Below are 21,826 nucleotides of genomic sequence, written 5' to 3' on the forward strand. Positions count from 1 at the left end.
ACAAAAACGTTGATTTGACAGTATTTTAGAACATTTGTTTCGTAGTAATCCAACTAAGTGGGATCCGGCATGTGTCTTTTATAAACCGCGTAACAGCAAGCCTGAGAGCTTGCTTTTTTATTTGTCAAAAACCAAAAGGGGCAGAAAAGGTGCATGAGCTATTTGCCTTTAGCATTAAGCTTTTCAACAATACTAGCTTTTGTTTTCTTGGTTACATGAGTGTAGATTTTCATTGTTGTCTCCATGTCTGCATGACCTACGCGTTCCATGATTGCTTTTACTGGTATGTTTAATTCAGCAAGTAGGGAGATGTGAGAGTGTCTAAAAATATGACTAGACATTTTCTTTTTGATAGCATCTTTACCAAGTTTGTCATTCATAGCTTTTAGCGAATTGTTGAACGCATTGATTTGAATTGGTTTGCCAGTCTTGCCAACAAAGAGATAAGAAGTCTTTCCTTTAAATTTTAACTTATTCTCTAAAATCAATTCGTCAATTATTTCTATCGTTCGATTCGATAAATCAATTTCACGATATGATGCTAATGTCTTTGGCATCTCTTTTTTTGCATTCTTGTAGCCGTCTGAATAATCTAGAGTACCAATCACTTTTATAGTTTTGCTATTCGGATCGTAATCATCGATTGTGAGGCTTATAGCTTCGCCTGCACGCAGTCCAGTTAAATACATGAACTCAGCTAACCTTCCGTGATGGACGCTCTGAAACGTGCTGTAATAGACGTTCAATAGCTTGTTGATTTCTTCTTCTTCTAAATACTTATCTTCCACTCTTTCATAAGTTTCTTTTGTTAAAGCTGGTTTAGGAACTTTCGCCCTGTTAATAGGATTAATTTTGATCATTTCCATATCCACTGCATAATCAAGCGCCATTTTTAGCACACTTCGAAACTTCTTCTTATATTCGTAAGATTGAGGTAACTCATTTATGAAATCTTGATAAAATCTTGTGTCTGTATTTCGCACCACCGCAGCAGTGTTAATATTCTTTCGTATGTATTTCAAAAGTTTCTCATAATTAACTTGTGATGATTGGCGAATAGAAACCTTATGCTGATTCCACCACGCATCTAATAGCTCGCCAAGTGTAATCTTGATTTGATTCTTTTCTTCGATCTTCTTATCAATTTTTTCTTGAAGTTCTATGCTTGCTTGCTTCTTAGCTTGATTAGATTTGCTGTTAAGTGTGATTGAAACTTTTCTGCTTTTTTCTGTGTATGGGTCAATGTATCGTTCAGAATATTTGTATTTCCCGTTCGTTAATTCTTCAATCCACATAACTATCGCTCCTTTATTCGAATGTATGTTCTTTTTTAGGGTTTAACAAAAAGCCCCAAAGATGGGCATGGGGTGGTTAGTTTGGTAAATTGTCGATTGCGTATTGTGCTTCTTCGGCGGTGTATTGATCGTGGATAAGTTGATCATACAATCCTTGATCAGAAAAGGAACTAAAATCTAAGTAATCTTGAGCGGTTTGAAGAGCGTTAGCTTTCCAGTCTGCCTCTACGTTATCGATTGCATATTGAGCTGCATCAGCAGGATATTCCTCAAAAATCAATTGATCATACAAACCGAGTTTTGAGAAAGATGAGTAGTCCAAATACGATTCGGCTGCGCCTAGTGCATTTTTTTGTTGTCTAGTAACAGAATCATCTTGAGCATACGTAGGAGCGCTAGAACTTGATTCAAGTTGTGTTTCTGGCAAAGAGCTTGCTTCTTCTTGGCCGGCCACATCCTCAGTTTCTGGGTCAACAAGTAGTTCTTCATCATCGACTTCTTCTTTAGCTTCATCAAATTCTGTTTCGAAATCATACGAGGAAGAACTTTCCCCAGATGTGGTTTCACTATCTCCAGAGCACCCAACAAGTCCGATTGAAAAAATAGACATCACCAACACTAAAACTACCTTTTTCATTTTAATTCCTCCTCAGTTATAAAATTATTTCAGGATCGGGAACGAATGTCACGACCCGGCCTTCAATGTGTAAATCTTCTTGCTCTCTTTTTGTATCAAAAATCATTGTCTTGTACTCTGGATTGGTGCTTTCCGGTTTTAAGACAATCGTTCCATCTAAATCATAAAATTTCTTCATTGTCGTTTCGGTACCGTTGATTCTAACAATTGCTATTTTCCCATTAGGCAATTCACTTTGCGGATTAACAACAGCAATCGTATTTTCGGGTATAATCCGATCCATGCTCTCGCCATGCACTCTTAGTCCGTACGCAGAAGGAAATTTTTTTAAAATCCATGAAGGAACGGGTACGTCTTCAGCAATTTCATAGCATTCAAGAGGATAACCAGCACGAACCGACCCAACTACTTTTAGACATGATTCATCCACAAATAGGTTGCTGGAAACTTCTAAATCGGGAAGATCTCCTCTATTAACATTTAAAAAATCAGCGTATTTCAAAATATCTTCAGTGTTCATTTGGAGCTTGCCAGACTCGTACTTAGATATTGTTGCTTTCGTTACATTCAATAAGTTGCCAATTGTTTCTTGATTAATCCGTCTATTTCTTCGAATATCTCTTAAATAAGCAACTGCATCATAGTTATTTATCATTTTTATCAACCCTTCAAAAAACTTACTGTTCTATGCTTTCATTTTAAAGAGTTTCGTAACAAGAAACAAGATATATTATTTTAGAAAAAGTTTTCAAAATATAGTTGCCATCAGGAAACTTTTAGGTTATGATAACTTATGTCGAAAGGATGTGAGATGAAAATGATTCCTGTGGATAAATCAAAATTAGAAGAAAAAATGAAAATTAAAAAACTAAAAGATGTTGATATGGCAAGCGAATTAGAAGTCACGAAAGGAACTTACTCAAAATATATGAGTGGTCAAATCATCATTACATTGCCTTCTTTTATTAAAATTATGAATGTTTTAGATATTCCTGATGAAGAAGTTGGTTCTTTTTTAATACGAAAATAGTTTCCAAAAAGAAACAAAATCCTTTCATAGTTTCATGGAAAGGAAACTTATCCACAAGATTTTCTGTGTGAAACAAAACAATTTGGAAGAATTAAAAAACAAACAAAATCCTCGTGAAACATTTTTTGTTTTCACGATAAATAACAAAAGAAAGGGTTGCATCATGAACACACAAAAATTTGAAAACAAAAGGAAATTATACAACAGAAAGGAGAATAAAGTTGCAAGAAATAACGTTGTCGAACGACATTAATGTGATAACCGCTGAGATTAACTCATATAAGCAGATTGCTGGTCAATCAATATGGGAAATTGGAAGACGTTTAAATTATGTGAAAGAGCATGACTTGGCTCATGGAGAGTTTATAGACTGGATTCAATCTTTGGGCATGGATAGACGAGAGGCGTATAAATTTATGAAAGTCGCTGAAGAATTGCCAAATGACTCAACGTTTAGTCATTTAGGAAGTTCTGCTTTATACCTCATCACTACTCTACCAGAAGAAGAACGAACTCAACCACACGAAACAGCCAAAGGCGAAACTAAAACGCCTGACGAAATGACGGTAAGAGAGTTACAAGAGCTAAAAAAACAGCTCAAAGCAAAGGACAAACAGATAGACAATTTGTCAGATGTCATCAATGACATGAGCGTGCAACAGCCAGAAGTAGTTGAAAAAGAAATAGTTATCGAAAAAGTTCCTGACGATTATAACTTTTTCAAAGGGAATTATGAAGCAGTGAAAACGAACTATGAATTCTATAAGAAACAAAATGAAGAAATCAGACAAGAAATGAAGGCCTTGGAAGAACGAATTAAGAACGAATCTACAAATGATAGTTTGAAAGAAGAACTATCTGAATTAAAAAAGGCAAAATTCGAAATAAGTCAAAAGGAACAATCGTACGAAAGAATAACCGCTCTTGAAAGGAATGTTGAATCGTTTATCCAATCAAATTCCGGCGTGAAATATTCTAAGGATTTTCAAATCTTATCTTTGAATCAAGAAGCTTTAGCTAACTTGGAAAATTGTTTAGATCGTTTATCAAGTTGGGTCAAAGAAATAAAAAGTGAATTGCCAAACAAAAAAATTATAGAGGGAGAGTTATTAAAATGACAGAAAAAAGAGTATTTAGCGAATTAGGGCAAGGCAATGTTTTTGTAAGTGGGTTTCCTGTAAATCAAGTTTATCAAACGACAGATTACAGTATTTTCCAATTTAGCAAATTTAACCGAAACATCCTTTTAAGAAAAGAAATGTTGGTTCAAGCGAAAGAGGGGTTTTTGTCTCCAATCATCGTGAACGAAAATCTTATGGTGATTGACGGCCAGCGTAGGTTGAAAGCATCTGAAAAAGTAGGAATGCCGGTTGAATTTGTTGTTAAAAAAGGATTGAACGAACACGACATCGTGAGAATGAATACAGTTCAAAAGCCGTGGTCGCTAAAGAACTTCATTGAAGCTTTTGCGAATCAAGGAAAAGAAGAATATATCAAACTTGTGAATTTATTGAATGAGAGATATGCGGATACTACAGCAGTACTAGTCTCGTCAATGAATACAATGAGCACTGGAGGAACGAATAAAAAAATTATTCAAGAAGGGGATTTTAAATTTTTTAATTACGAAAAAACTGTAGAGTTTTTAAATTGGTACAAAAATGATTTTAGAAAAAGAACCAACACGCCAATCAAAAGTAAAGTTTGTATCGCTTTATGGGGATTGTATCAAATAGAAGGTATTGATTTGAACAGAATTATTTTAAGAACAAATCAAGATATTGAATTTGTCGAAAATATTAAGACCGCCACAATGAATCAGACGGATGCTACAAGACAATTCATCGACAGATACAATGCTAAGTTGTCCAAAAAAAGCGGTCGAGCAATTGAATATTACATTAGCAGCAATGGTTTTGTAGTCATCGAAAGTAAAAAAGCCGACTGGGCAATAGTCGACTAAGAGAGTAATCAGCAAAACTATTTTATCATACCATGCAAGATTTTTAAAACATTAGACGAAATTAATCCCAAGACAGCATAGGAGGTGAGATGAATGGAGAGACCAAAAGGGCGCGTAACCATCGACCTAAAAATTACAAAAACCAACTCAAAAATGAGCTGGCTTCATAGACTATTCTTTTGGAAAGTCTAGATTAAAAGCGTCTAAACTGCGATGGAACAAGTCATAATACAATCCGTAAATATCGACTTCTTTTTCATCTGCGTTGTAATCAGCGCCATTTATTTGGGAAATTAATTTTCTGTTGACTTCAGCTTCTACCGCTAATAGAGCTAAGTCATGAGCGCGTTGTTCATTAGTTAATGACATAATTTTCACCTCACTTTATATAGTGAGTATACCAAATGATAGGAGGATAAATAATGACTGAAAAAATCGCCTTGGCAGAAACCATCAAATTGCCTCAATTATCAATGCCAAAGGATGAAGCGATAAAATATTTCGGATTTGAAGGACATGAATCTACATTCCAAAGATTGTTAGCAGAGTTCAAAGTACATCCTGATTACAAAAAAGGTTATCGAGCACCGACATACAAAATTGTGCTGATAAACATCAATCTGTTTGATCAATTTTTGGATTGGAAGGACAAGAATAAATTTAGGTAGAGGAGGCAACAGCATGAAAAAAATCTATTGGCTAAGACGAACAGGCGCGATGCTATTTATGTTTGGAATTGGTGCGACACTAACAGGAAATGTACCTGACTGGTTAAAAATAGCGTACGTTACATCTATTTTTGGATTGGTACTGATCTACGATATTGCGGAGTATGAACAAAAAAAGCCAACCGAGGGGGCTGACTATGAATAGAGTAGAAGCTCTAAAAATAGGAAAGATAATAGCTGATCGTTGGTGGGTTCGTAATCAATCAACAATTCGAGCAAAGCAAAATATCGGCGGAGCTTGTGAGATATAAAAACGGTAAGGACTTCAAAAAAGAAATGGAGGAATTATACAGTGAATGAAGAAAAAGAGATGTCGCTTGACGAAAAGCTTTTGAGTTTGATTGCGGAATTAAAAGCTCCGGAGGGTCAACGAAATAATTTCGGCAAGTACAACTATAGAAGTGCAGAAGATATTTTAGAAGCCGTGAAGCCGCTGGCACTCAAATACGGGTTGCTACCACGCCTATCGGATGAGCCAATTGCGATAGGTGACTGGCACTATATACAAGCTACTGCTTCCATTATAGATGTAAAAACAGGGGAAGAACGTTCGGCGACAGGCAACGCGAGAGAACCCGAATCTAAAAAGGGTATGGATGAATCGCAAATAACAGGAACAGCTTCATCCTACGCTCGAAAATATGCTATGAACGGCTTGTATCAAATAGATGATACTAAGGACGCGGATACAGACGAATATAAGCAACAAGTAGATAGCGGAAAACCAAAGACAATCGATTCTAACAAATCAAAAGTACTTAAAGCAAAGGTCAAGGAGTTAGCAATTCTAGCCAGTTTAAAAACAGGTACAGATATTACGCCCGATGCAATGTATAAAAAACTATCAGATACTAAGTTTTTGACCATAATCCCTATTGAGAAATTAGATACAGAACAGTTTCTTACCATTGACCGCTATATTAAAGAGTTAGAAAAAGCCTATTCGAAGAAGTGATCAGCATGAACAACCTTTCTTATCTTGCAAAAATAACAAATATTTCTGGAAGAAAAATTATTTTAGAACTCAAAGAAGAACTGAATATCGAAAGATTGAAGACGATTTTCAACGGATTTGATGGCGAGAGACAAGCGGAGCTTTTCATCAAAGATCCACGTGGCTTTACACCGCAACAGAGACGCTTTGTGTTCGCTTTAATGCAGGACATATACATTTATACTGGAGAACCGTTAGAAAGCCTTAAAGACGTGTTTTATTGGCAATTTAGGTACTTCACAGGTAAAGACATTAGTTTATCGAATGAATCAGAGAATACAGTAGATGAAGTATCTACGTTGTCTGAATTGATACTAGATTTTATCTTCGAAAATGACATTCCATTTCGTGAAGGCTATGAGATTCCACCACAAAACACACAATACTATTTTTATAAATGTGTAACGACAAGAACCTGTTGTATTTGCGGTAAAAAGAATGCTGATATTGACCATTTTGATAAAGCTTTAGGAAGAAGAAAGCGAAGTGAGGTAGACCACACAGAATTTAATTTTGCAGCACTCTGTAGAACCCACCATCAAAGAAAGCATCAAATGGGGATTACGGAATTTAAGAATAAGTATCACGTTATTGGTATCAAACTGAATCAAGACGAGATTAAAAAGTTGAGGATCGGAGGTTAAGAACTTGGCTGAAATAAGTTGGATAAAGCTCAAGACGACAATGTTCGACGATGAAAAAATAAGGTTAATACAAGCTGTTCCTGAAGCAGATGCAATCTTAGTTATTTGGATAAGGCTTTTAGTGTTGGCAGGGAAGACTAACGACGATGGTTTGATTTATATACAAAGAAATATGCCTTACTCAGAAGAAATGCTAGCAACTCTTTTTGGGAAAAACGTCAATACAGTCCGACTAGCACTGACAACGCTAGCTAATTTCAACATGATTGACATCAGCAACGATGGAGTAATTTCTATTAGCAACTGGGAAAAACACCAGAATATTGAAGGAATGGAACAAGTTAGGCTTAAAAATGCTGAAAGAAATCGAAAATATCGTGAACGTAAAAAACAAGAATTGCTCGAGTCTAAGAGTGACGTTAGCGTGACGTCACGTGACGCAACAGATATAGATAAAGAATTAGATAAAGAAAGAGATATAGATAAAGAGAAAATACCATATAGCGAGATCATCAAATACTTGAACAACAAAACAAGCAAATCATTTAAAGTTACTCAAAAATGGAAAGACCTGATCAAAGCAAGATGGAATGAAGGTCAAAGGCTTGATGATTTTAAAAAAGTGATTGATGTAAAAACAGGTCAGTGGATAAACAATCAAGAGATGAACAAATACCTAAGACCAGTAACGCTCTTTGGGAACAAGTTTGATGATTACTTGAATGAATACAGACCACAAATTAGTTCTTCAATATCTGATGAAATAGCAGAATCACAAAGGAAGATAGCTGAAGCATATGAACAATGAACTTAGTCTAGTTGCAGAAATGCTAAACAACCCATCGATCATTACGAGCATTGATATTGATTCTGAATGGTTTGAGAGTCCTCAACAAAAGATGATTGTAGAAGCATTAACTCGGCTTAGGGGCGTGAACTACACAACAGAACAAGTCTATCGAGAAATGAGAAGCATTGACTTGTTTAGCGCTGGCACAGTTGATGATCTCGAAACGTTAAAAGGATTAGCACCTCAGTTAGGAATCGAAAGAGAATTAGCGAGACAGATACACAATGCCTACTTAGACCGCAAGTTGCATACAGCGTCCACAAATTACGCTCAGACCCTTTCTAAAACAGATGGGGACAAGTTACAGCGACTGCTAGAAGAAAAGCGTGAGATCAATCATATCAAGTCTGATGGCAGATTAGACGTAGCGTTCGCTGAATTTTGCGATAGCTTGGATAGACCCAGCAATGCAATGACAACTAATAAACCACTAGATGACTTTTTAGGTGGCGGAATAACAGGAGGTAAGTTGATCGTTTTGGCAGGAAGGCCTGCTACTGGGAAAGGGCATCCGAATTGGTTAGAAATACCAACACCAAAAGGAAAAGTAAGATTTGGTGATTTAAAACCAAATGACTATGTTTTTGATCAACACGGAAAACCAACTAAGGTAGTTGGCGTATATCCGAGAGGTACTTTGAAAACTTTTGAAGTCACTTTAAAAGATGGAAGAAAGACAATTGTTGATGAAGATCACATCTGGAGTGTTTATACATCAAAGGGAAATTTAAAGGAAATAACAACAAAAGAAATTTTTGAAACTGGAACGCACAGAGTAGATGTGAACGGGAAAAAACATGCTAGATACTCAATACCTTTAAACGGTCCAGTTGAATACAATCCTCAAAACGAGTCGGCTATTGACCCTTATTTGATTGGTGTGTATTTGGGAGATGGCTGCTCATCAGAAAGACCTTTAACTATCAGTGGATGTGACGAGTTTGTGTTTATAAAAATAGCCGAAATAACAAATACAAAGCCCAAAAAATTAAGTTCAAAAAATTATAGTTGGGTTTTCGAGTTGAAAGAACACAAAAAGAATAAAAAGTATTTACAAACAAAAGATGTTTTTTCTAATATTCCAGAAATTGTCAGATATTCTCATTTGAAAGAGATACCTGAATATTTAATGACATCAAGTATAAGCGAAAGGCTTGAGCTATTAAGAGGATTGTTTGATACAGATGGATCAGCGTATATAAGCAAGAATAGTCCTTATGTAAAATATAGCACCACTTCCAGAAAAATGGCTTATCAAGTAAGAGAACTGCTATTTAGTATTGGGTATGAAAATAAGATTAGAAAAGATGAAAGAGGTAAAAATATCTGTTATGAGATATCCGTCTTGGCAGAAGTTAGTAAATTGTCCGAATTATTCAAAACGCCAACTAAAAAAAATGTTCTTTTAGAATGTGACCATAAATTTAGAAAGAAATTTAATAGATCGATAATTTCTGAAATTAGAGAAGTTGGGTATGAAGAAGTAACTTGTATCTCAGTTGAAAACAAAGATCAGTTGTATCTTTGCAACGATTTTATAGTTACTCATAATACGGCTTTCGCTTTAAACATCATGTATGAGCTGTTTACTAAAAATAATGATGTAGCTTGCGACTTCTTTACTTTTGAGATGGGTCAAAACGAACTGATGACACGTTTAGTTTCCAAAGTGACTAATATCAATTCACTATTGTTCGTAGGTAAAGACAAACTAAGTCCTGATAACAAAGTAAAAGCAAGAGAAGCTTATGAAGCTATGAAGAGATCATTCGATATGCGAGTGTTCACTTCTGAATATTCAAATTTGAATGACATTAAATATGCAATCAAAAAACGTATTGGTGACAAGCGCTATGTTGCTTTCGTAGATTACGCAGGACTGATAACAGTGAATGACGCTCGTAAAAATGAACGTCAAGTAATGAACGAAGTAACCAGAGAATTAAAAAAACTCACGACTGATTATGGTATTACGATTATTTTATTGGCTCAGTTAAGTCGTGCGGTTGAACAACGACAGGATAAGCGACCAATGCTTAGCGATTTGAAAGAGTCAGGATCACTAGAACAAGATGCAAACGTAACCTTGCTACTATCTGCCGACGAAAAAGACAGCCGAAAAATACGTTGCGATGTTGCTAAAAATAGAGAAGGCATGACAGGTATAGCACCTTTCATTTTTGACAAAAAGCACATGGATTTCAGCATCGATTTTGATGAATGGAGAGGCTGATGGACGGGGAAACTTACTTAGCAATTCTAAAAGAAAACGAATTAAAGAGAAGCAAGCTAGTGAAGTTGCTAGAAAAGCAAGTTGCGATTCTATATGAGAACAATCTAATCGATATGGCAGAAGAAACGAAATGGCTTGCGATAGATATAGCTGAATTTGAGAAGAAAAATGGAGTGATAGACATTTGAACGAATTAGAACTTCAAAAGCAGATTAAACAGGAGTTGCGGCGTTTAGGGCATAAGTGCTGGCAAGTAGATTCGGGTAAGAAATTAACTCATAAAACGAGAGGTCAAGGATTAGAAAAAGGGTTTCCAGATTTATTCGGAGCACGAAGTACGGATGGCAAGCTGTTCTTTGTAGAAGTAAAAATTGGCAAAGGTAAGCCTTCTGGTGATCAGATTAAATTTTTGAAAGTTGCACAAGAAAATAAGATTCTGAACGGCGTTGCTTGGAACTTAGAACAAGCGATTGAGATAGTGAACGGCGAGAGATCAATAAAGAATTTGGAGGAAAATTAGATGATTAATAATGTGGTTTTACAAGGGAAATTAGGCAAAGATATCGATTTAAAATATACACAGTCAGGGAAAGCAGTTGGTTCTGTAAGCATTGCATCTACGAGAGACTTTAAAGATGCTAACGGAAATAGAGATACCGATTGGATCAATCTTGTGTTTTGGGGTAAGACAGCTGAAACAGTTGATAATTACTTTAAAAAAGGCGACGAGATTTTAGTAATTGGAAGAATTCAAGTGAGAAATTATGAAGATCAACAAGGAAATAAAAAGTATATTACCGAAATCGTAGTGAGTAACTTTAGTTTCCCTGGAGGAAAGAGCAAAGAAAGCCCACAAAGCAATTCTTCAGGCAATTCATATAGCAATAACCGTAATAGTAAACCGAATGCTGATCCATTTAGTGGATCGTCAATAGACATCGGCGACGACGATCTGCCGTTCTAGGAGGTGTTCATATGAGAAGCCGGAAAACACCAGCGCAGCAACAGGCATGGAACGAATTATTACTGCTCATCAATGATCCAGAGTGGTATTTAGACAGTTCAAAATGCGAGAAACATAAAAAAATAATGGAAATTCTTGAGAAAAACGAAGTAATTTTACCGCAAAACAGAATAGATATTAAACACCAAAGATATCTTGATGCACGTTCGGGACTGGAAAAAGAAATTATTTATCAAATAAAAAAAGGAAGGACTATGCAACAGTTGAGGGAAATATTCAGGATAGACCCCAAAATATTTTCTTATGTCAGGAGGAAGCATGGATTATCCAAAAATAACAAGCTAAAAAAAGGTAAAGAGGGAATTTAGATGAAAACAATTAATATTTTCGGCGAATACATCGAAGGAGAAGAAATCGAGTATTTAGATCAACCGTTAAAAAATGTACTCATCGTTGAGGACCAAAACGGCGTTAGACACGTCGTGCATAAAGAGACGGTTAATCCAAAGCACAAGCGAACGCCTAGCCGTGCAGGCGTAAGATTTGATTTACTTGCTTGTCAAGCGAATGGCAGAAAAGGACCACTGAGAAGGTGGAGGAAGATTGGGTAAAAGTTCCGCTAACTGGCGCTATCAAGTAGTTTTTTTGAAAGGAAAATATTTATGAAAGTAGCTGTAATATGTGAATTTTCAGGAATCGTCCGAGATTCCTTTATAAAAAAAGGTCATGAGGCGGTGTCTTTCGATTTACTTGAAAGTGAAGCGCCAGGTCCTCATATGATTGGAGACGTACAAAGTCTTGGAAGAGACTATTTTAAGCAATTCGATTTGGCTATCTGTCATCCGCCGTGTACCCATTTAGCGGTCAGTGGCGCTAGGTGGTTTAAAGATAAGCAGAAAGAGCAAGCCGAGGCATTAGAATTTGTTAGATGGTTGATGGATTTACCAGTTGAAAGAATAGCGATCGAGAATCCAATATCAGTCATTTCAAGCAAGATTAGAAAACCGGATCAGATCATTCAACCTTGGCAGTTTGGTCACGGGGAAACGAAAGCAACGTGTTTATGGTTAAAGAATCTGCCACCGTTGGAACCGACAAACATTGTCGAGGGTAGAGAAAATAGGATTCATCGGATGCCTCCAGGAGAGGACCGATGGAAAGAACGTAGCAGAACATTCAAAGGCATAGCTGAGGCAATGGCAAGTCAATGGAAGTTCCGCTAACCACACCAATTAAGTAGCAAAAAAAGGAGCAAGCTTTATGAATTTAACTACTGAAAAAATTAATGAGTTGCTCGGAATCAAAGAAAGTTACAAAGCTTCAGATGCTCTAATGGCGATTTTGTTTGATAAAGAAAAAAGAGAACCAACTTTCAAAGCTTTTTTAGAAATTGAATGGCGATTAGATCGCGACTGGTTTCATGCTTACTTTGAAGAGGAGCACGCGAATAAAAAGAAATTCGCCCAGGATTTTACACCGGATTCGATTTCAAAACTACTTTCAGCAATCGTTGGACCAGGTTCAAATAATTTGGATGTGGCAGCAGGGACTGGCAGCTTGATGATCCAAAAATGGAATCATGATCGCATCAGCATGTCGCCGTTTGACTACAAGCCGTCAATGTTCCTGTATCAATGCGAAGAGTTATCTGACAGAGCGTTACCATTTCTCCTTTTCAATCTGATGATCAGAGGAATGAATGCGACGGTCGTTCATGGTGATGCACTAACTCGTGAAGCTAAGCAAGTCTATTTCATCCAAAATGATTTAGACGATTATATGACGTTTAGTAGTTTAAATGTCATGCCGCATAGCAAGAATGTAGAAAAAGAATTTGACATAAGAAAGTGGATTGAAGAGCCGATCGAGCATGTTGAAAGCCCAATATCCATTGTTGATAAGTATTTTAAAACGTATGAGCCTGATGAGGACTCTACACAGCTTAGTTTATTTTAGTTAGAAGGTGAAATTTTGGATAACAAATTTTGGACAAGCGAAGAAGAGCAATTGCTAAAAGATTCAGCGGTTTTGATCGCCGATTTACTTTTAAAAATGGGAGAACTGAAAAAGTAAACTAACTCAGCCTATCAAGGAAGAAAAGAGGTATGAAATGAATAAACAAGAAGTTATTGAAAAGCTCAAGGAATATGGTGCGTGGTGTACAGAATGCCATGATATCCACGGAGAAAAAGATAGATATGTGAAAGTCGCTAAAGTTAGAGAATTGCTTGAGCAGCTAGACGAACCGCAGAAGGTCAAAGTGCCGGAGTTTGTGGCTAAATGGTTCGAAACTAATAAGTACGTTCTAGATCGAGCGATTCTAGACTATATGTTTGAGGACTATGCGAGCGACGATAGTGAGTTTGGTAAATGGTTTGATAATAAAAATGGCAAACCGATTGAGACACTTGTACGTATGCTAGACGGCTACGAGGTCGAGGAAGAGCCGAAGTGGGTTGTTAAATCAAATAGACTTTATTTTACTGGTATAACTCAACTTATAGCACGTGACCCGATTACTTATAATTTCACTACAGATGAGAACCGAGCGCATGTTTTTGATGATAAAGAATCGGCTGAAAAGGAAGCTTCTTTCTTTGATGGCACTGTCGAGAAAGTGGAGGTGTGAGAATGGAAGAAAATATCACGATTGAGTTCGTAAAAGAATGGATTGATAAACACAATCTTACAAAAGATTCATTCGATCGGATTATGAATGATTTAATTTACAATTCAGGCCATAACTATATAGATAATCCATATCTTAGATATTGGCTAATTTATAACACATATAAGTTTCGAGGTATGTTGCCGGTTGAACTCACCGACGATCAGCAGGTTGCAATAAACAATGCCAAGAAGTCTTTTGAAAAAGGGGCAGATTTATACGACTGTGCCATTGATATGATGCTATACGATGGCTTAACGGATAAAGAATGGGCAAAAGTAACAGTTGCTTTCTTGTTGTGGGCACAGGAACAGGAGGAAGAGTGATGGAATTTCTAATATTTATTGCTTTAATCTCTATATCCTAGGCCCTTTCTGGTATTAGAGTCGAGATTCGGAAAGTAGTTAATATTTTAGAGAAAATAAACAGAGGATACTAAGGAGGAAGAGTGATGAACAGGCGCCAAAAAAACAAACAATTTAAGAACTGGTTAATCGAAAACGGTTATCCAGATAAAAAAGTAGTACTTTATTGTTCAGAATGTGGAAACAGATTGAGTTTTAAGAATGAATACCATAAAAAACATCTATTGTGTAACGAATTTTGCTTTCTGCATAGCGTTGGTCTTGGATGGAATGATTTTCTATGATGAGACGTTGGACAAGCAATGAATTCAACAATCGGTAGCGATAAATGAATGGAGGAAGAAAAATGATCAACAACAGAAAAAGCAAACGAACTAAACCGAAAAAACGGAAGAAGTAATTCCGCAATCGTCAGCGATAGCAAATAGGAGGGTAAGGTATTTGGATGAGTTAAATTTAGAAAGCTGGAGATACAAAAGGGTTGTGCAAGTATTAAAAGATTACGAGCACTTTGACCATATAATTCAAGCTGTCGAAGAATCTATTCGAGTACCATATAAACAAGATGACGCAGCTAGTGATCGCAGGGGAACTAAAGTCGTGTCAGAAACACAAACAGAAGTGCTATATCGAGTTGAGACAGACAAGCGAATCGTGTTCTATCGTAAAGCACAGAGGGCTGTAAAAGAATTGCTGAATGAATGCGATACAGACACTAAAACGATAATCAATGAGCTATACATTCCTAGATACCCAAAATATACGCTCGATGGATTAGTGCAAAAAAACATTCTCAGTTGTGGACGTAATAAAGCAATTGACAAGCGAAAACAATTTTTCAAATATTTAGATGCTATGTTAGATTAAACAGAATTTAAACTTTTCGAGGTATCAAAACGCTATAAAATGATAGAGTAGATAATTTATCAAGCGGACGATTCAACCTTTTACTGACATGAAAGTTTCTCCTTTCTGAATTTTAAACTTACAACGTCTCGCTTGATAAGTTATCACCTTTTTGACTACACTGCCACTCTGCGGAAACAGAGAAGGCAACATCTGCACAATGTATCCAGCGAGCTTTTAGGTGCAGTTAGAAGCTCAATGGCGGCACAAAATAAACGAGAATGGAGTTGAAAGACTTCGTTTTCTTTAAAGTTCACGTGCCGCTGTCTATTAATTTATGTATTGGAGGGAAAGCTGATGGAATCAAAATATGATAAAGCAAATCTTGTATCTAACGATGAAAGTGAGAACTCAAGTTTTTTTGTAAAAGCAAATTGGAACATTGATTTACCAGAAGGGGATATCAATGTTCCAATAGCAGAATCTATAAAGTATAGACCTTCCACGGCAAATCCTGATAAGGAACATTAGAAAGGAATCTTACGATATCTGTTCTACCATGATATTTCATTTTCCCATGTGATTGTTCAGCTAAAATAATAGGTCGCGGGAAATTGCTTGGAGCGCTAGTTCTAACTTGTTCTCTATTAGAAGAAGAAATTACACCAGTTTTAACAAGAACAACTGTAAATGTGACGCCTTGCTCTTTAGTGATAGCAGCAGTAATTTTCATAGGTTCACCACCTTTTGATTTATTTCAGCGGACCACTCGCTGATAACTAAAATTATACGCTTAGTATTTATTTTCACAATATTAATTTGTCACTGTGGCGGAAGTAGAAGACGCGGTAAGGCTATCCGAGCGGGTAGAGTGGCTGTTGCTAACGACGAGTTAGTAATGTGAGTGGGGCGGTGCCACTCCAGTGACTTAGGTTTTTCACCACCGTTAAGCGTGAACGAATGATGCAGCAACCGAGCATTCCTATCTGCCAGGCATGGAGTAACAGTGGGTTCCATAATGGAGTAGGTTGCTTAATTTAATGTCAATGCTCTCATTCCTGTATAGGCAGATACGTTCTGAGGTGAGAGCTTTAATTATAATAGAACCCCGCACACCTCTTAACAATGTGTCCCAAGCGGGGACGTTATATATAATCAAGATCACTCATCACGAGTGGTCTTTTTATTTTGGTCAAGGAGCGATTGAAATGGAAAAAGAGCACAATAATAAATTAGGTTTTTTAAGTATTTTGACAATTATCTTTGTTATAGCTAAGTTGCTTGGATTAATCCATTGGAGTTGGCTGTTAGTATTTGCGCCGACTTTGATTGGCATAGGTGTATGGATTTTGATTATGTTAGTGGCGTTAATCATTGCGGTAGTGTCTGGTGAATAGTATTTACAACAGGACAATATAAGGAGTGAATAAAATGTATCGCCCACAATATCTCGAACAACGATATGAAGAGACTTATATTTATGCCGGTTCAGATTCCAAACCTTACCTAACAATTCGAAAGCCAATAAAGAGCAATACATATAAACGTAAAGAAAACAATGAAATCACTAGGAAATACGGAAGAAAGATATATCGAAGAAAGGACTGACCCAATTGAGAAACTACTGGTACTTATCGTTGTGTGGAAGCTATCCGCAACGATCCATGTCAGTGCAGATAGCTAAACGCTACACGATAGTCGAGCTGACAGATGAAGCAACACCACAAGAGATTGATCAGTATAAGTTGGTTCTCGTTGGTATCGGTTGGTTTAATGACAAACACATTCAAGAGAATATAAAGAGGTGGCTGAGATGAAGTTAATAGATTTGTTTCTAAAGAATAAAATTAAAAAGGCAAAAGAATATGAAGCCTTATTAGCTTTGAGTAAGGATTCGAACTTACCTTTAGAACTAATTAATTCTCTTCTAATACAACAAGGATTACCAGTATTAGTTGACAGAGACTGGCTTCCTATCCCAAAGAAACCTAACCTCTTAGAAATCAAACTAAAGGACACTGATTCAGTACCAGAGGTTTGGTACCGCGGTGAGCGTGTAGACGAATTACCTAACGGGTTAGTCGATGTGTACATGCACTGGCATACGCGAGAATTTAATAAGTCAGCTAAGTTGCTTGCTGCCCTTGAGTACATTGAAGGTATCGACGCAGATGCTAAGAGAATAGAGATCTCTATTGATGAAGAAGGAGAATGTGGCTATTTTAACTTATTGAAAGATGAAATAGATGATTGAAGTATCGACGAGGCAGGATCGTGCGAACTTCTACGGATCATCAACGTGGCGTAAGCTAAGGCAAAAGGTATTAGAGCGAGATCACTATGAATGCCAGTGGTGCAAAGAAGAAGGTAAAGTAACGACTGTTAATGATGCTATCTTAGAAGTCGATCACATTAAAGAGCTGGAACATCATCCAGAGTTAGCAACTGATATGGATAATCTAAGGGTTTTGTAAGGACTGCCACAATCGCCGCCATCATCGGTTTAATTATCGTCCCAAAAGCAGAGCTAAGAAATGGGCAGATGAGTGGTGGTAGAGAAATGGTTATAAAGTTCGTAAACGATTAGTGTATGCAGCGTAAGCCCCCCCGGTAAAATGTTTTCATGAATTCTTTCAGAAAGCGCAACCGGTGGATGGGTCAACTCCGCAAATCTATTAGCGATATGCGCATAACCCCCTCCCCAGAAGAAAGGAAGTGATTGGATGGCGGATTTAAAAATCAGAAATGAAAAAGTAGCAGCTGAGGAAAAACGATTGAATGAACTGTTTTGTGATCTATCAGATGACAAGAAGAAAGTTGTTTCTGGATTAGTAACTCAGGCAGCTCGATTGAAAATTTTGTTAGATGAGATGTGGATCGATATTTCTGAAAAAGGTGATTATGAACTATTTTCCCAGTCAGAAAATCAGATTCCTTATGAGCGGGAGCGGCCGGTTGCCAAACAATATAATACACGTGATCAATCTTATCAGCGGATTATAAAACAGTTGACAGATTATTTGCCGGAAGAAAAACGAGATGCTGTAAATAACGCAGCGTTAGATGGTAGTGATCTTCTATGACGTTGCTACAACCTTACTTTTTTGATGAGTATGTGGATTTGTATGAACGGGGGAAAATTCCGTTTAACAAAGAGCGTATCCAGCTTGTCGAGTATCTCAAAAAGGAAGTCCTTCCGAGAGATGATTTGTATTTTGACGATGAGATGATTCACAAATTTATTCGTTATGCCGAGAAAAATTTTTTCCCGTTAGCTAAATATCAGAAATTTATTACACCTTTCATTTTCCTTTATAAAAAAGAAGATGATGAGGTGTTTTTTAATGAGATTTTGAACTCGATTGCTCGCGGAGGCGGCAAGAATGGTTTCATGTCCGCAAGAGATTCGTTTTTCATCTCACCGCTTTATGGTGTTCGAAATTACGATGTGACGATTACAGCCAATTCGGAAAAACAAGGGAAAGTCAGCTTTAAAGAAGTTTACGAGACTGTTCAGGCAAAACGTTTAGAACAGCAGTTTTACCTGACAAAAATGGCGATCACGAACCGAGTTACGAATTCTATCTTTAGTTATCGGACAAATAATCCTAAAACCATGGATAGTGCCCGTGATGGTTGTCTTGAATTTGATGAAATCCATATGTTTGAAAACTCGGATATTGTTGATATCCAGCGAAGTGGATTAGGGAAAATCAAACATCCACGCACATTTTACAACGGTACAAACGGGCATGTTCGAGAAGGTTTTTATGACCGAACGTTAGAACGAGCACAAAAAATTTTTACTGGTGAAAACAAGAATGATCGTTTATTCCCGTTTATATGCAAACTGGACACGATTGAAGAAATGGACAAGCCAGAATTGTGGTCGAAAGCGAATCCGATGTTTGAAGAAGAATCATCCTACGCAAAACGCCTGTATTCAGCGGTTATGGATGAATACTTGAAATTAGAAGAAGAACCCTCTGGTCGCCGTGAGTTCGTTGTAAAACGGATGAATTTTACAGAAGGCGACATGGAAACGGATATCACTACACATGATAAATTAATGGCTACCGATCAACCTATTGGTGATTTGAAAGGAAAATCATGTGTAGCTGGTTTTGACTATGCCGAAATTCGGGATTTTGCGAGTGTTGGGCTGTTGTTTAAACGTGAAGAGAAGTTTATTTGGATGCAGCATAGTTTTGCACGAAAAGAGTTCTTAGATGCATTCAAAATTAAAGCACCGATAAAAGAATGGGCGGAAAACGGTATATTCACAATTGTGGACGCGCCGTCTATTTCTCCCCAACTACTGATTGATTGGTTGAACGAAAAGCGTGAACTGTATCAAATTGAAATGGTGTGCGCAGATGGTTACCGAATGGATTTACTGCAACCGTTACTTGAAAAAGAAGGGTATAACTATGAATTCATTCGAAATATTCGTGGCGTGCAATCGAAAGTGGCGCCAATTATTGAAGATGGTTTTGCGAACGAAAAATTTATTTTTGGCGATGATCCATCGATGCGATGGTACACAAATAACAGCTATGCAAAAGTAGATAAATCAGGAAATAAAACATTCTTGAAAAAAGAACCAGTCCGTAGAAAGACAGATGGTTTTCATGCCTTCTTAGCGGCTTTATATAAACGAGAAGAAATTCAAGATGTTGATTTAGAAGGCTTTTTTGACATGATGGAAAATTGGGACTTTTAAAGCAGTGAAGGGGGGTGTGTAAATGGGAGTATTTCAATCGTTTTTTGATATTTTCAAAAAAAATTCAGAGATTGAATCAAGCTATGATTTTGATGCGTTAATCGATGAATACCATACACTTTACTTGAAACACCTAGCCATCGATACGTGTGCTGAGTTTTTAGCTCGGTCTTTTGGACGTTCAGAATTTAGGATTCGAAAAAATGGGCAACCGCTTAAAAATGAATGGACGTATTTGCTGAACGTCAGACCGAATTTAGACCAAACTGCATCATCGTTTTGGCAACAAGTCGTTTATAAGTTGATCACGCAAAATGAGGTTTTAATTGTTTTGTCTGATGATGACCAATTATTAATCGCAGAAAGTTATGTCAGAAAAGAATATGCGTTGTACGAAGATTATTTCGAAAGCGTGTGGTTGAAAGGGTATGAGTTCAAACGAAAGTTTCCAATGAGTGAAGTAATTTTTCTCCAGTATAACAACAATGATTTGAGTCGATATGTACGTGGCCTGTATGAAGACTATGCCTCTCTCTACAATCGTATGGTTGAAGTGGCAATGCGCAACCATCAGATTAGAGCAACTGTTACTGGTAAAGAAGGTCGCGGGTTTGATGACAAGTTACAAAAGAGAGCGCAATCGTATATTGATAAAGTTTATGCGAAATTCAGCAAAGAATCTATTGCAATTGTCCCTGTGCAAGCCGGACTCGAGTACAACGAACTAACAAATACAGTTGGAGAAACAGATCAGTCGATTGATGAACTGAAAAAGCTAAAACGACAGTTCGTGGATGAAGTCGCTGATATTTTAGGGATCCCTTCTACAATCTTGCATGGTGAATTAGCAGATTTAGAAAGTGCGCAAACAGTACTGAATAAATATTGTTTGAAGTCATTGAATAAAAAAATTGAAGATGAGTTAAACGCTAAAATCATTGATAAAACTGAATTTGTTAATGGGACTGAAATCAAAGTTGTAGGCGTGGACAAAAAAGATATTTTCGATCTGGCTGATGCGGTAGATAAATTAATTTCAAGTGGCGGATTCAATCGAAATGAGATTCGAAAAGAAGTCGATTATGAAAGTATTGATGGTGGTGACGAGTTTTACATCACCAAAAACTATGAGAAGGCAGCGAAAGGAGGGGAGGAAGTAGATGACGAAACTGGAAATTAAAGGAACGATTATTTCGAACAATCAAAAATGGATCTACGATTTGTTCGAAATGGATAGCACAGCACCACGTGACATTGTTTTACCCGAAACCAATGAACCATTAGAAATTGTGATTAATTCGGGTGGAGGAGATGTCTATGCTGGAAGTGAGATATACACGGCTTTGCGTGCATATCAAGGTGAAGTGACAGTGAAAATTGTAGGGATTGCAGCTAGTGCGGCAAGCGTTATTGCGATGGCTGGTAGTTCAATTGAAATTAGTCCAACCGCCCAAATTATGATTCACAATGTTTCTAGTGGTGCAAGCGGTGATCACAGAGCGTTGGCTCATGAAGCAGAAGTCTTAAAGAACTATAATTTGTCGATCGCGAATGCTTATATCGGTAAAACGGGTCTTGAAAAAGAAAACTTACTTGAACTAATGAATCATGAAACCTGGTTGACAGCAGAACAAGCAGTAGAGAAAGGATTTGCGGACAAAGTAATGTTTCAAAATGAAGAAGCACCTTTACTAGTCGCAAGTGTCTCGCCGGTTATTCCGCCAGACGCGATTTCAAAATTGGCAGAAAAGTTAAAACCGCAGTTTGATTTAGATGAATTGGCAAATGAAGTAGCAGAAAAACTAAATACTAAAAAACAAGAATCGATTGAACCAGAAAATACTGGTTTGAAACGGTTCTTTTTTTAATACAAAAAATAAGGAGGT

General features: G+C 37.0%; 31 protein-coding genes and 1 pseudogene. 27 read left to right on the forward strand and 5 right to left on the reverse strand.

What is annotated here, in order from left to right; translation table 11 throughout:
- Positions 1-158: 158 nt before the first annotated feature.
- The 3 genes from FFM67_RS09920 to FFM67_RS09930 all read right to left on the reverse strand — a co-directional run bounded on the left by FFM67_RS09920 (position 159) and on the right by FFM67_RS09930 (position 2,587).
- Complete coding sequence (locus FFM67_RS09920; RefSeq protein WP_137614407.1) at positions 159-1,295, reverse strand: tyrosine-type recombinase/integrase; 1,137 nt, start codon at positions 1,293-1,295, stop codon at positions 159-161.
- A gap of 76 nt (positions 1,296-1,371) precedes the next feature.
- Positions 1,372-1,932 (reverse strand): Ltp family lipoprotein, encoded by a 561-nt coding sequence (locus FFM67_RS09925; protein WP_137614408.1) that lies wholly within the window; start codon positions 1,930-1,932, stop codon positions 1,372-1,374.
- Positions 1,933-1,948: 16 nt separating this feature from the next.
- Positions 1,949-2,587 (reverse strand): LexA family protein, encoded by a 639-nt coding sequence (locus FFM67_RS09930; RefSeq protein WP_137614409.1) that lies wholly within the window; start codon positions 2,585-2,587, stop codon positions 1,949-1,951.
- 156 nt (positions 2,588-2,743) lie between these two features.
- Here FFM67_RS09930 and FFM67_RS09935 point away from each other — a divergent pair, with 156 nt between their 5' ends.
- The 3 genes from FFM67_RS09935 to FFM67_RS09945 all read left to right on the forward strand — a co-directional run bounded on the left by FFM67_RS09935 (position 2,744) and on the right by FFM67_RS09945 (position 4,925).
- On the forward strand, positions 2,744-2,962 hold the full coding sequence (locus FFM67_RS09935; RefSeq protein ID WP_170178023.1) for a helix-turn-helix domain-containing protein: 219 nt from the start codon (positions 2,744-2,746) through the stop codon (positions 2,960-2,962).
- A gap of 221 nt (positions 2,963-3,183) precedes the next feature.
- A complete protein-coding gene (locus FFM67_RS09940) occupies positions 3,184-4,080 on the forward strand; it encodes a DUF3102 domain-containing protein (protein ID WP_137614411.1) in 897 nt (298 codons plus the stop codon).
- On the forward strand, positions 4,077-4,925 hold the full coding sequence (locus FFM67_RS09945; protein WP_137614412.1) for a ParB N-terminal domain-containing protein: 849 nt from the start codon (positions 4,077-4,079) through the stop codon (positions 4,923-4,925). Before FFM67_RS09940 ends, FFM67_RS09945 begins: the two co-directional genes overlap by 4 nt.
- A 171-nt stretch (positions 4,926-5,096) precedes the next feature.
- Here FFM67_RS09945 and FFM67_RS09950 read toward each other — a convergent pair whose 3' ends face one another.
- Positions 5,097-5,294: a hypothetical protein gene (locus tag FFM67_RS09950; protein WP_016177906.1), complete on the reverse strand. Its 198-nt coding sequence runs from the start codon at positions 5,292-5,294 to the stop codon at positions 5,097-5,099.
- Positions 5,295-5,347: 53 nt separating this feature from the next.
- Between FFM67_RS09950 and FFM67_RS09955 the strand changes: the two genes are divergently transcribed.
- From FFM67_RS09955 to FFM67_RS10040, 16 genes are all read left to right on the forward strand, one after another.
- Positions 5,348-5,593, forward strand: coding sequence for a hypothetical protein (locus FFM67_RS09955; RefSeq protein ID WP_137614413.1), 246 nt, complete (start codon positions 5,348-5,350; stop codon positions 5,591-5,593).
- A 13-nt stretch (positions 5,594-5,606) separates the two neighbouring features.
- A complete protein-coding gene (locus FFM67_RS09960; RefSeq protein ID WP_137614414.1) occupies positions 5,607-5,798 on the forward strand; it encodes a hypothetical protein in 192 nt (63 codons plus the stop codon).
- Between the two features lie 147 nt (positions 5,799-5,945).
- Complete coding sequence (locus tag FFM67_RS09965; protein ID WP_137614415.1) at positions 5,946-6,608, forward strand: ERF family protein; 663 nt, start codon at positions 5,946-5,948, stop codon at positions 6,606-6,608.
- 5 nt (positions 6,609-6,613) lie between these two features.
- Positions 6,614-7,291, forward strand: coding sequence for a putative HNHc nuclease (locus FFM67_RS09970; RefSeq protein ID WP_137614416.1), 678 nt, complete (start codon positions 6,614-6,616; stop codon positions 7,289-7,291).
- A gap of 4 nt (positions 7,292-7,295) precedes the next feature.
- Positions 7,296-8,099, forward strand: coding sequence for a phage replisome organizer N-terminal domain-containing protein (locus FFM67_RS09975; RefSeq protein WP_137614417.1), 804 nt, complete (start codon positions 7,296-7,298; stop codon positions 8,097-8,099).
- Positions 8,089-10,374, forward strand: a complete 2,286-nt coding sequence (locus FFM67_RS12290) for a DnaB-like helicase C-terminal domain-containing protein (RefSeq protein WP_170178024.1) — start codon at positions 8,089-8,091, stop codon at positions 10,372-10,374. Before FFM67_RS09975 ends, FFM67_RS12290 begins: the two co-directional genes overlap by 11 nt.
- The gene (locus FFM67_RS09990; protein WP_137614418.1) at positions 10,374-10,562 is read left to right on the forward strand and encodes a hypothetical protein; all 189 of its coding nucleotides are present in this window, start codon (positions 10,374-10,376) and stop codon (positions 10,560-10,562) included. The genes FFM67_RS12290 and FFM67_RS09990 overlap by 1 nt, the downstream gene beginning before the upstream one ends.
- Positions 10,559-10,894 carry a VRR-NUC domain-containing protein gene (locus FFM67_RS09995; RefSeq protein ID WP_137614419.1) on the forward strand — a complete coding sequence of 112 codons (336 nt, stop codon included), beginning with the start codon at positions 10,559-10,561 and terminating at the stop codon, positions 10,892-10,894. The genes FFM67_RS09990 and FFM67_RS09995 overlap by 4 nt, the downstream gene beginning before the upstream one ends.
- Positions 10,895-11,338, forward strand: coding sequence for a single-stranded DNA-binding protein (locus FFM67_RS10000; protein WP_137614420.1), 444 nt, complete (start codon positions 10,895-10,897; stop codon positions 11,336-11,338).
- A gap of 11 nt (positions 11,339-11,349) precedes the next feature.
- On the forward strand, positions 11,350-11,706 hold the full coding sequence (locus tag FFM67_RS10005) for a hypothetical protein (protein ID WP_137614421.1): 357 nt from the start codon (positions 11,350-11,352) through the stop codon (positions 11,704-11,706).
- On the forward strand, positions 11,707-11,949 hold the full coding sequence (locus FFM67_RS10010) for a hypothetical protein (RefSeq protein ID WP_137614422.1): 243 nt from the start codon (positions 11,707-11,709) through the stop codon (positions 11,947-11,949).
- A 123-nt stretch (positions 11,950-12,072) separates the two neighbouring features.
- Positions 12,073-12,561, forward strand: a complete 489-nt coding sequence (locus FFM67_RS10015; RefSeq protein ID WP_246042974.1) for a DNA cytosine methyltransferase — start codon at positions 12,073-12,075, stop codon at positions 12,559-12,561.
- A gap of 37 nt (positions 12,562-12,598) precedes the next feature.
- Positions 12,599-13,294 (forward strand): N-6 DNA methylase, encoded by a 696-nt coding sequence (locus FFM67_RS10020; RefSeq protein WP_137614424.1) that lies wholly within the window; start codon positions 12,599-12,601, stop codon positions 13,292-13,294.
- 154 nt (positions 13,295-13,448) lie between these two features.
- Positions 13,449-13,967, forward strand: coding sequence for a DUF1642 domain-containing protein (locus FFM67_RS10025; RefSeq protein ID WP_137614425.1), 519 nt, complete (start codon positions 13,449-13,451; stop codon positions 13,965-13,967).
- Positions 13,968-13,969: 2 nt separating this feature from the next.
- Positions 13,970-14,332, forward strand: a complete 363-nt coding sequence (locus tag FFM67_RS10030; RefSeq protein WP_137614426.1) for a hypothetical protein — start codon at positions 13,970-13,972, stop codon at positions 14,330-14,332.
- A 480-nt stretch (positions 14,333-14,812) separates the two neighbouring features.
- Complete coding sequence (locus FFM67_RS10040) at positions 14,813-15,238, forward strand: integrase (protein WP_162787342.1); 426 nt, start codon at positions 14,813-14,815, stop codon at positions 15,236-15,238.
- A 463-nt stretch (positions 15,239-15,701) separates the two neighbouring features.
- Here FFM67_RS10040 and FFM67_RS10045 read toward each other — a convergent pair whose 3' ends face one another.
- Positions 15,702-15,950 carry a hypothetical protein gene (locus tag FFM67_RS10045; RefSeq protein ID WP_137614429.1) on the reverse strand — a complete coding sequence of 83 codons (249 nt, stop codon included), beginning with the start codon at positions 15,948-15,950 and terminating at the stop codon, positions 15,702-15,704.
- Between the two features lie 475 nt (positions 15,951-16,425).
- Between FFM67_RS10045 and FFM67_RS10050 the strand changes: the two genes are divergently transcribed.
- The 8 genes and pseudogenes from FFM67_RS10050 (at position 16,426) to FFM67_RS10085 (ending at position 21,808) form a co-directional block, all read left to right on the forward strand.
- Positions 16,426-16,614 (forward strand): hypothetical protein, encoded by a 189-nt coding sequence (locus tag FFM67_RS10050; RefSeq protein ID WP_137614430.1) that lies wholly within the window; start codon positions 16,426-16,428, stop codon positions 16,612-16,614.
- Between the two features lie 216 nt (positions 16,615-16,830).
- Entirely contained in the window at positions 16,831-17,034 is a 204-nt protein-coding gene (locus tag FFM67_RS12455; protein WP_137614431.1) for a hypothetical protein, read from the forward strand.
- On the forward strand, positions 17,031-17,471 hold the full coding sequence (locus tag FFM67_RS10060) for a hypothetical protein (protein ID WP_246042975.1): 441 nt from the start codon (positions 17,031-17,033) through the stop codon (positions 17,469-17,471). The genes FFM67_RS12455 and FFM67_RS10060 overlap by 4 nt, the downstream gene beginning before the upstream one ends.
- A pseudogene (locus tag FFM67_RS10065) lies at positions 17,464-17,773 on the forward strand (HNH endonuclease). The gene FFM67_RS10060 and the pseudogene FFM67_RS10065 overlap by 8 nt, the downstream one beginning before the upstream one ends.
- Positions 17,774-17,940: 167 nt before the next feature.
- On the forward strand, positions 17,941-18,300 hold the full coding sequence (locus tag FFM67_RS10070; protein ID WP_137614433.1) for a hypothetical protein: 360 nt from the start codon (positions 17,941-17,943) through the stop codon (positions 18,298-18,300).
- Positions 18,297-19,940, forward strand: coding sequence for a terminase TerL endonuclease subunit (locus FFM67_RS10075; RefSeq protein ID WP_137614434.1), 1,644 nt, complete (start codon positions 18,297-18,299; stop codon positions 19,938-19,940). Before FFM67_RS10070 ends, FFM67_RS10075 begins: the two co-directional genes overlap by 4 nt.
- Positions 19,941-19,962: 22 nt before the next feature.
- The gene (locus FFM67_RS10080) at positions 19,963-21,120 is read left to right on the forward strand and encodes a phage portal protein (RefSeq protein WP_137614435.1); all 1,158 of its coding nucleotides are present in this window, start codon (positions 19,963-19,965) and stop codon (positions 21,118-21,120) included.
- On the forward strand, positions 21,101-21,808 hold the full coding sequence (locus FFM67_RS10085; protein ID WP_137614436.1) for a head maturation protease, ClpP-related: 708 nt from the start codon (positions 21,101-21,103) through the stop codon (positions 21,806-21,808). The genes FFM67_RS10080 and FFM67_RS10085 overlap by 20 nt, the downstream gene beginning before the upstream one ends.
- Positions 21,809-21,826 lie beyond the last annotated feature (18 nt).

The organism is Enterococcus viikkiensis (genome assembly GCF_005405345.1).
Classification (GTDB): Bacteria; Bacillota; Bacilli; order Lactobacillales; family Enterococcaceae; genus Enterococcus_A; species Enterococcus_A viikkiensis.